Annotated in this window: 9 protein-coding genes; 4 read left to right on the forward strand and 5 right to left on the reverse strand. The window is 38.9% G+C overall.

Annotated elements, in window-relative coordinates; all coding sequences use genetic code 11:
* Nucleotides 1-4: 4 nt before the first annotated feature.
* Together H5162_RS07490 and H5162_RS07495 are read right to left on the reverse strand one after the other, a co-directional pair.
* Nucleotides 5-2728, reverse strand: coding sequence for an ATP-binding protein (locus H5162_RS07490; protein ID WP_310736420.1), 2724 nt, complete (start codon nt 2726-2728; stop codon nt 5-7).
* A gap of 130 nt (nt 2729-2858) precedes the next feature.
* Nucleotides 2859-3746, reverse strand: coding sequence for a cation diffusion facilitator family transporter (locus tag H5162_RS07495; RefSeq protein WP_182759460.1), 888 nt, complete (start codon nt 3744-3746; stop codon nt 2859-2861).
* A 217-nt stretch (nt 3747-3963) separates the two neighbouring features.
* Here H5162_RS07495 and H5162_RS07500 point away from each other — a divergent pair, with 217 nt between their 5' ends.
* Nucleotides 3964-5406, forward strand: coding sequence for a sensor domain-containing diguanylate cyclase (locus H5162_RS07500; protein WP_182778124.1), 1443 nt, complete (start codon nt 3964-3966; stop codon nt 5404-5406).
* Between the two features lie 596 nt (nt 5407-6002).
* Here H5162_RS07500 and H5162_RS07505 read toward each other — a convergent pair.
* Both H5162_RS07505 and H5162_RS07510 read right to left on the reverse strand, forming a co-directional pair.
* The gene (locus tag H5162_RS07505; protein WP_259398184.1) at nt 6003-6416 is read right to left on the reverse strand and encodes an SMP-30/gluconolactonase/LRE family protein; all 414 of its coding nucleotides are present in this window, start codon (nt 6414-6416) and stop codon (nt 6003-6005) included.
* A gap of 104 nt (nt 6417-6520) precedes the next feature.
* Nucleotides 6521-7252, reverse strand: coding sequence for a FadR/GntR family transcriptional regulator (locus tag H5162_RS07510; RefSeq protein ID WP_182734058.1), 732 nt, complete (start codon nt 7250-7252; stop codon nt 6521-6523).
* A 558-nt stretch (nt 7253-7810) separates the two neighbouring features.
* Here H5162_RS07510 and H5162_RS07515 point away from each other — a divergent pair.
* Nucleotides 7811-8266 (forward strand): hypothetical protein, encoded by a 456-nt coding sequence (locus H5162_RS07515; protein ID WP_182734056.1) that lies wholly within the window; start codon nt 7811-7813, stop codon nt 8264-8266.
* 50 nt (nt 8267-8316) lie between these two features.
* On the opposite strand, the gene H5162_RS07520 is transcribed toward H5162_RS07515, so the two are convergent.
* A complete protein-coding gene (locus tag H5162_RS07520; RefSeq protein ID WP_182778125.1) occupies nt 8317-8460 on the reverse strand; it encodes a hypothetical protein in 144 nt (47 codons plus the stop codon).
* A 194-nt stretch (nt 8461-8654) separates the two neighbouring features.
* Between H5162_RS07520 and H5162_RS07525 the strand changes: the two genes are divergently transcribed.
* Together H5162_RS07525 and H5162_RS07530 are read left to right on the forward strand one after the other, a co-directional pair.
* The gene (locus tag H5162_RS07525) at nt 8655-9608 is read left to right on the forward strand and encodes a slipin family protein (protein ID WP_145234179.1); all 954 of its coding nucleotides are present in this window, start codon (nt 8655-8657) and stop codon (nt 9606-9608) included.
* Between the two features lie 18 nt (nt 9609-9626).
* Nucleotides 9627-10079, forward strand: a complete 453-nt coding sequence (locus tag H5162_RS07530) for an NfeD family protein (protein ID WP_182734054.1) — start codon at nt 9627-9629, stop codon at nt 10077-10079.
* The last annotated feature ends 292 nt before the right edge of the window (nt 10080-10371 follow it).

Raw genomic sequence — 10371 nt, forward strand, 5'->3', positions numbered from 1 at the left:
CTAGTTAACTCAATGTATCAGCCCACTTTTTAAGGCATTGAAAAAGTTGGGCACGATCGACCGGTTTGGCAATAAAATCGTCCATACCCACTTCTAAACAACGTTTTTGATCGTCTTCAAAAGCATTAGCAGTAATGGCTATAATAACCACAGGGCCAAATTGAGCACCATTGTTACGGATTTCAGCTGTGCACTGGTACCCATCCATAATAGGCATTTGGCAATCCATCAAAATAATATCGGCCATGTTGTGTTGTAAGCACGCCAGTGCTTTTTCACCATCGTTAGCAACCTCTAAGGTGCAATGAGTATCACTGAGCATTTTAGCAATAACGATTTGATTGATTTGGTTATCTTCTACCAGTAATACTTTCAATCCAGTTAAATCAGGGATGTTTTGCTGTATGTCAACTTCGTCACTGAGTTGCGCCACCTCAACAGGAATGGTGATAGTAAAGCAACTGCCTTTGCCAATCTCGCTGTGTAATTTAAGTTTGCCCCCCATTAACTGAACTATTCGCTTACAAATAGCCAAGCCTAAACCAGTACCACCATATTGCCGCGTGGTTGAAATATCGGCTTGAGTAAACTCACTAAACAACGATGATTGCTGCTGCCCAGAAATACCAATACCGGTGTCTGTTACAGCCACAGACAAATGATTATCAGCATAATCAATGTTCATAGTTATACTGCCAGTTTTCGTGAATTTCCCTGCATTACTCAACAAGTTATTGACAATTTGGCTTAACCTTAATGAATCTAACTGCACCACATCTGGTACTGACGGGGCAATATTTAATACAAATTCAACGCCTGGCTGTACGCCAGTATTTGTAAACACCTGCGCTAACTGGGTAAGCAGTTTTCGTACATTAACTATATGAATATCTAGTTTGACCGCCCCCGCCTCAATTTTAGAAAAATCTAAAATATCGTTTAAAATCAATAATAGATTTTTTGCGCTTTGCTGTATCATTTGCAACTGTTCACGGTATTCCAACTTCACGTCATCAGCATTAAGTAAAATATCAGTCAGCCCCATAATACCGTTCAACGGGGTGCGAATTTCATGACTCATATTCGCTAAAAATTGTGATTTAGCTTTACTGGCCTGATTTGCAGTTGCCACAGCTTTAACTAATTCATCTGTTTTTTCATTTACTTGATACTCTAACTCTACATTAAACTGTTTTAAATGCAGATTAAGTGCTGCATTTTCAGTATTTACTTGTTCTAGATCTTTAAAGTTGCTGGTCAATTTAAATGCTAAAGTTGCAAATTGCTGCTGTAAACTCAGTACTTCCAGCCACGCATTATTTTGAGTCTGTAAATCACTGATATCAGCTTTAGGATCAAAGGCATCGATTTGTTCGGTAAGCTCTTCTATTGGCCTTACCAACCAACGGCTCAACTGGGTGATAAAAATACTGATCAAAATAATCACCACAAAAGTCAGTAACAGTGATTGCCCCCACGCACTTGCCGCCACAAGATTAGCGTATTTACGTTTTAATAAGCTTGCCACATACCAGCCTTGATGCTGTGATAAATATATTTTTACGTAATATTGTTCACCATCAATGTCGGTGGTCATAATGGCTTGTTGATCACCTTTTAACTGGGTAAATTTATCTTCAGTGAGCTGAGTCAATACCGAATAATGATTAGGCAAGGTGCTAAATACCACTTGTTTTTTGGCATCAAGAATTATCAATTCACCATCATTATCAAATATGGTTGGCCTAAATTGCAAAAATGAGCCCAACACTAACGAGCCTTCAACAACTCCCCGAAAACGCCCGTTAATATGCACTGGTGCAGAAACACCCACAATGGGTTCATTACCAAATCCTCGGCCCCTAAAAACATTAGAAATATAGCCTGTTGGCGAGTCTTTACCTATTGTAAAGTAATCCCGATCGGCAACCGATAAATCGCTACCTTTTAAGCTTTCTTGTAAACTAAGTGGGTAAAATATCCGCGCAATTGCGTTTTCATCCGTAACCATTGATGTAAGAAAGTTAGGGTATAGTGCCATCAAATGACTCAGTGCTAACTGTTTATCAACCCCCTGCTCTATGGCTTTTGCAGTTAATACGATGCCTCGGCGATAGTCATTTAAATACAGGTCAATTTTTTCGGCAATGTCTTCAGATTTTTCAGAAAGCTGCGCCTTCACTTCGTATTCGATACGCGCGTAATGATTGTTGGTAAGTACAATGGAGGTTAATAACACCACTAAAATGATGAGAATGCTTACAATGTAATTAAGAATTTTATACAACGAATTTGGTCGCTTTTGCCATACCTGCTGAATAAAGAAAAAGCTCAATAAATCAATAACACATAAAACAATAGCGGCATTTAAGAAGTACTTAACTAAGGCTGTTACTATAGCAAGTATGGGTAGCTCAATGATAAAATAACCAATTAGCCCCAGCAGTGGAATACCTATTAACAGCCAATAAATAATACCGCGGATAAACAGCAGCCGCGCGGCTTTAAAGCTAAAGTGATACAGCCAAAGTATTTCGCCAACAAATACGATTGATGGCCAACAATGCCCCCAGCGATAAAAAATAAAAGCCGCACTGATAGCGCAAGCAATTAACGCGTAGCGTAAGCCAAATAGCAACAAACAAATTAAAACAAAAAGCTGACCAAATAAAAATTCAGAGCTGTCTAGAAACCAAAATGGCAGTAAATTAACAAAGCCGGCCAACACGCCCAAAAGTATGGAGCAGCTAAATGCAAAATATCGATGCTGAGAAAACGGCAATGTTTGCTTCCGAATAAAATAGACTGTATCTAAAAGTAAAAGAAAAAACGTATTTTGCCAAGTTAACTACTTGTATTTAATGCTGACAACCATGGCTTTCGATTTGTAAAACGCTATTACCAACATTAAATTGCTGGGCTAACAATTGCTCAACTTTAAGTCGACATGCTTCATCATGTTTTTCTTTAGTACAATGTTGTTTAAGTACTACATGTGCCCCAACAACTAACTCCTTATCGCGGCGCATAACCGTAACATTATGTACATTTTCTACGTGCTCAACTTGCCCTATGGCACTTTCAATATCGGCCACATCGGGTAGTTTCGCTTTATTTAAACGCAGACCTTTAACACAACCAACAATTACTTTTACGCCTGTAAACAAAACAAATAACGCAATCAACATGCTTGATAAAATATCAATAACACTCCAACCCGTTAGATAAATAAGTATACCGGCGACAAACGTAGACACGGTTGAAATCAAATCAAAAAATGAGTGCAAAAATACCGCATAAACATTAAAGCTGGCCTTTCTGCCTTTATATAATACCCATGCTGCGGCACCGTGAAATAAAAACCCTGTGGCAGCAATTACCGACATTAAATAACTATTGACAACTGGCCCTTGCCCTTCATGGTGATGCATAAAGCGCTCGCCACCTTCGTATAAAATTACTAAACTGATCGCTAAATACAAACAGCCATTGATCAAACCACCTGTCAACTCTGCTTTTTGATAACCATCGTTGTAGTTTTTAGCTAAATGAATCGCTAAGCTCGATGCGATCAAAGCAATAAATAAAGAACTATTATGAACAAATAAATGCCCTGCATCGGCTAATACAGCAAGAGAGTTTGCATAATAGGCACCAATCACTTGGATAATCATAAATGAGCTAGTGATGGCTAATGCAATTAATAATCTACGTCGTGATGCTTGGTGAGTTGTAATGTCGGTCATGAAAGGCGGTTTTACCTGTGCTTTAGTGTGCTAAGAGTCATCATTCTAAGAAACGTTAAAAGAGTAATGATATACAGTATCAATTGTAGTACTTCCATCAGTCAAACGCACTAAAAACTTAATATCGAGTTAATTTATATATAAAACGGCTAATTAAAGTACCATTTTCTTAAAATTGAATGTAAGCTTAATTTGTTAATAGGAAGTTGGAAATCCAGTGAGACAGTATTCTGTAGACGAAATTTGGCAATCTTTACAAGCCTTACCACTTGCAATCGTATTGTTTGATCAACAAACAGACACGCTGCACGCCAATGCATTGAGCCAACAGTTACTAAATTTAATGCCGGCAATAAGTCCAGTAGAAAAAGCGTTTCAGCACTTATCTATTAAACAAACAGAAAACCACACGATTGTTGATTATCACACCTTTTTAACTCCCCAAAATAACACCGAACAAACCTATAATATCGCCACAAAACACACAATATCCTGTGTAACAGTCACCTACAGTCTAATTGGCCCACAATTAATGATGCTGGTGTTAAAATCACACTCATCGTGTTCTGTGCAAGCTGACTTTGACGAAGTAATAGCAAAAATATCAACGCAACTAATTGATATACAGATAGATAATCTAGACCAACAAATCGAAAGTGCTTTAAAAACCATAGGTACATTTTGTGATGCTGACCGCAGCTATTTATTTCAATTTAGCGAAGACGGCAAAGAAATGAGTAATACCCATGAATGGGTTAATACACAGATCAAGCCATTTAAAGAAAAGCTGCAAGGTATTCAGCAAGATTTACTACCGTACTTTTTTACTATGATGAACGAAAAGCACGTTTTTAAGGTACCGAATGTTAATTTACTCCCTCCAGCCGCTGCAGCCGAAAAAGCTGAATTTGAATCCGAAGGGATCAAATCTGTTTTATGCATTGGGCTTCGCTCTGAGAACTCCTTGTTTGGTTTTATTGGCTGTGATTGCGTAACACATATACGCCACTGGACCGACACCGATCTTATGCGGATCAAACTGGTGGGTGAAATTATTGCCAATGCACTCAAAAACGTTCTGTATAAACAACGCTTAGAGCAAGCTCAACAACAATTACTATTGGTCAACCAAGAACTGCAATCACAAGCAAACCTCGACAGCCTAACAAATATCGCCAATCGTCGCTGTTTTGATCAAACATTACTTAATGAAATTCAACGTGCAACACGCTCAAATCAACCATTGAGTTTAATCATTTGTGATATCGATTATTTTAAACTTTATAACGACAATCATGGCCACCAGCAAGGCGATGAAGCGCTCAAACAAGTTGCCCATGCACTACATAACTTATGTAAGCGACAAGGTGATTTAGCAGCCCGCTACGGCGGAGAAGAATTTGCAATTGTGTTACCCAGCATTGATAAAACCCACTGTTTAAAATTTGCCAAATTACTGCAACAGCAAATCAGTCAACTAAATATCCTGCACCCAAATTCAAACATCGCCGACCACCTCACCCTCAGCATCGGATGTTACAGCTGTACACCAGATAAACATACCACCGCAGATATGATGGTCCTCGCCGCCGACAGCGCACTCTACGTAGCGAAAAAATCAGGCCGCAATCAAATTCAAATCTTTGATGAAGAGCATTAGAGCCATGTATTCGTAGCAGCGAGTTTACCTCGCGACAAATCAAAGTGAACTTAATTTCAAATAAACCGCGCTGTTAACAATCCATCCATGGAGCTTGGTTACGTCGGTCATTGCCTAAATGGATTTAGGTACTTAGATTTTGTCGGGAACAAAAATCTGCCATGACCTCACGTCCTCAGGCTGCACTCTTTACTAGATATGTCGTTTACTTTAGGCGTCCTGCCCTTCGCCATAAAGGTCTGCTTCGCAGTTCAAAAATATTCCCGATATTTTTGTCGGTCCATCGTCACCTAAGCTGTAAGCTGCCTGCGTTGCAGTGAACAATAGAATATCAGCAAAAAAATTTTAAACGGACAGTTAGATTAAATAAGGTAACTTATCTTATAAAACATGACATATTGTACCCACTGTTTGTATACCATATTTTTAAAGTTCAAAATAAAGGCTTAAGCAAGGTATCGTGTCTGGTTCATTCAAAGCTAAATCGTTGTAGTTATACTCCCCTGAACGGCTTGTTGTAGGTCAAAAATTAAACATTCTTTCGAGTGCGGCCTCTAATGACAAGTGCACACATCGTTTATTTGCGATCTACTTAATTACAGTTGGGCTGGGCTTTCTGCGATCCCTTTGACGCTTGCCGTTAAAATAAATACGGCGCCGCTGTAGGGGTATTGTTTTAGTATCTCAGGTTCTAGGCCAGTACGGGCGGAGGTAACGGCGATGGTTGTTAGGTCATCGCCAAAAAAAGTGAGGCTGGTGATCCTAGGTGCGGGAAGTCGATAAAAATGCACGATAGTGCCATTTTCACAAAAACGATAAAGGCAGTGGCCATTCCAAGACGCGACCCACAAGTGATTGTCGTTATCGACTGTCATGCCATCGGGAAAGCCCATTGTCTCGTCAAATTTTACAAATACACGCTTGTTGCTGAGATAAGCGATACAACACCCCTGTATTGTGTTGTTGATGTTTATCCATAGCGCCAAAAAATACATGCCTATTGTGCTCATTAATAAAAACACATTTAGCAACGAGACTTGAATAACTTGTTGTGTGTGATATTGAGACTAGAATTATTTCATTAAGTATTAAGAGCATTCATTAACAAACATGGTTACTTCGATTCGTTTTGAGACTCTTTTTCAGCTATTGCTTTTTCAATAAATGACATCGCTTCGTCAATCATGTTCGTCATCATGTTTTTAGCGCGCTCAGGCTCACCATTTAAAATTGCTTGGTACACTTTAAAGTGTTCATCCGCAATGGCTTTTTTATTACCTTTCGCGGGTGTTGTATGCTGAATACTAACGTTAAGAGCAGTACAAATAAAATCACGCAATTGAAAGAAAAAACGATTACCGCTGGCAAACAAAATTGCGGTATGAAAGGCTAAATCACTTTCATGGATTTCACCATCGGAGGCATCAGCCGCAGCTTGCATTTTTTCAACTGCAATCGCAATCTCTGCAATTGCTCCTTTATCAGCACGTCTTGCTGCAAGTGCCGCAGCTTGCGGTTCAATGGCTAAACGTACCTGTAAAAATTCTTTTAATACATACAAGGTCGGGCTACTATCAAGCAACCATTTTAATACACTAGTGTCGTATAAATTCCATGTGTTTGCTGGTTCAACACGAATGCCTTGACGTGGGCGCGATGAAATAAGCCCTTTGGCAGCAAGCATTTTTACTGCTTCACGAATAGCAGTACGGCTAATGCCATACTCTTCACATAATTTTGCTTCAGTAGGTAAACCCGTTTCAGCAGTGTAATGACCATTAATAATGGCTTTACCTAACTCATTAGTTACCTGTTGTGACAAATTTAAATTTTCAATGCGTGCCATAAGCAGTTCCTTTAAAAATACTCATTCTATGATACTACTATAACCTTAGCGCGTCATCAGGCAAATCTTTGACAATGCTGCTGTAAATACTTTTTATTCGCTGTTTTAACTGCGTAATAACTTAGATTCAGAAGATAAATACATAACTTGAATTGGTAGAAAAAGTGGCCAGCTGAATATATGTGAATTGCTTTAAAAAATAGAGTAAGTATTGATGAGCGGCCGCACGCTGTTGAAGATAAATCAGCATACACAGTTACAGCGGCAACGATTGATTTATTAAAGTCCTACGAAAAAGCAGTTGTTACGATCACTTCACTGCTGATAATGGTAGTGATAGCTGCATAGCGGTTATGCACTTCGAAGCTGAATCTGCCAATCCTTTTTTCATTTTGAATATATATATTTGACATTGCTCACCACGGTGATTTCCTTTATTACGCAGCTTAAAATGCAAGCTACGTTAATATTTGACTAAATTATTTTTTATTAGCTCTTTAGATCTTTACCAAGTTGGCCGATAACATACAAATATAATATTAAGGATAATCAATAATAATGCACATACACAAACAGCAAGCCTATCCAACAAAGATAGCGACAGAGCAAACAGATACCACACAGAAAACGAAACAAGAAACAGCAACAACATCAAAAAACCAAAACGGTGCTGACTATCGTTTATCAGAGAAAGAGTTAGACAACTTATCAGGCAGGGAAACGAAAGAGAAAGCGGAAAAAGAGGCAAGTTCAGATATGCCCGATCATATCGCTAAAATGATCGAACAGCTGAAAAAAGTCAAAGAACAGATTGAACAACAAAAAGAGCAACTCGTTAAGTTAAAAGCGCTAGATAACCAGCAAGATGAGGCTGTTAAAGCACAAGTCGAAGCGCAAACTAATATGATTGTATCAATGCAAGCTCAAATGGGTTCATTAGTTCAAACAATCGCTGAAGCAATGAAAGAAGCTGGTGTTACCGACACTGGTGCGCTTATCAGTGCCATGGTATGAGCTTAGATAAACATATCAATAATTAAATTGTTCAACATCACGCCCTACCTTCAACTGGCGTTATACACCATTTGCCACAACAGCGCAGTAAACGCTTGTTGCTCTAAGTTTGTGCCAGCTTTTGCAAAATTTGGCGTACCATCGTCATTCCAAGTAAATCTTTGTGCACGTAATGAACGTGTGGCACTAACCATCACCTAAAAAGCAGTAACGTCTTATTGTATCTGCTTAAAAACTAGAATATGCTCAATTTTTAACTGACATACTTTGTCACGAATTTTCACTAGGCGGGTTAACAGCACGATGGTAACCTAGGTTTAGTCACGCTAATAATTACATAAGTAATAGTGTGGCATGCCATATTGGCCACTATTAAAGGAGAGTATCTATGGACCCGATCACGCAAGTTCTCAACATGTTATTCACTGTTGAGGCGTTTTTACTCATTTTTGTTTTAGTACTGCTAAAAAGCAGTGTTAAATTTGTGCCACAAAACCGTGCGTGGCTCATTGAACGTTTTGGTAAGTATCAATCAACTAAAGAAGCAGGCCTAAACTTTATTGTGCCGTTTGTTGATCGTATTGCCGCTGATCGTAGCTTAAAAGAGCAAGCTCAAGATGTGCCGTCGCAATCTGCTATTACCAAAGATAATATTTCATTGATTGTTGATGGTGTATTGTATTTCCGTGTTATGGACCCATACAAAGCCACTTATGGTGTTGATGATTATGTGTTTGCCGTTACGCAATTATCGCAAACAACGATGCGTTCAGAGCTTGGTAAAATGGAGCTGGATAAAACCTTTGAAGAACGTGATGTACTAAATACTAATATTGTTGCGGCAATTAACCAAGCCGCAGATCCTTGGGGTATTCAAGTATTACGTTATGAAATTAAAGATATTGTGCCACCGCAATCAGTAATGGAAGCGATGGAAGCACAAATGAAAGCGGAACGTGTTAAACGTGCACAAATTTTAGAATCAGAAGGTGATCGTCAAGCTAATATCAATGTCGCTGAAGGTAAAAAACAAGCGCAAGTACTAGCCGCTGAAGCAGAAAAAGCCGAGCAAATCCTGCGTGCTGAAGGTGAAGCTAAAGCCATTATTGCGGTAGCCGAAGCACAAGCTGATGCACTACGTAAAGTAGGTGAAGCAGCTGATACTGAGCAAGGTCAAAAAGCCATTCAATTAGACCTCGCCTCAAAAGCAATTGCCGCAAAACAAGCCATTGCTAAAGAATCGTCAGTTGTTTTATTACCCGATAACGGCACCGATGCCAGCTCTATGGTAGCGCAAGCGATGTCGATTATTAATACCTTAAATACCAAACAAAAAGGTTAAACTGTAAAGGAGCAAACTATGGAGTTCATTACCAATAATTTAGCCCAAACACTGATGATTTTAGGTGTACTGGCACTGATAATTGAAGTAGCAGTGCTGGGAATGTCGACCTTTATATTGTTGTTTTTGGGTATATCATTATTTGCAACTGGATTAATGATGAACTTCGCGCTGTTAGAAGACTCATTAACCACCGCACTTTGGAGTAATACCTTGGTCACCGCCGCATGCGCTGTTTTACTATGGAAACCGCTAAAACGCATGCAAGATAATGTTGATCATAAAGAAGTGACAAGTGACTTTGCAGAGCTTGATTTTATACTCACTAGCGATGTTGATGATTTAGGTGTTAGTACCTACTCGTATTCCGGGGTGAGCTGGAAACTAAAAAGCCAGCAACCACTAAGTGCTGGCACCCATGTAAAAGTGGTAAAAAAAGAAGTCGGTGTTATGTGGGTTGCAGCAATTTAACCTAGATGTGGGTATAACACTCTGAATATGCTGTATGATTTTTGACCTTAAAGCCAGCCAAGTAATTCTTTTATCGAATTACTTGGCTTTTTTGTAACAAAAAATATTCGCTAAACCCGCTCAACTCTTGGCTAAAACGCAACAAATCAACGGTAAAACCACGCAATTGTTAACTTATGATGATTTAATTAGCCTTTAAATGTTAAAACAATTAAAGGCTGCAAATAGACGTATATTTAACTACTAGATTTGGACTTGTGTCTCGCTATAAAACTCGCTAGTTTAACCAATC

This window comes from Pseudoalteromonas sp. SR41-8 (genome assembly GCF_014163915.1).
GTDB lineage: Bacteria > Pseudomonadota > Gammaproteobacteria > Enterobacterales > Alteromonadaceae > Pseudoalteromonas > Pseudoalteromonas rhizosphaerae.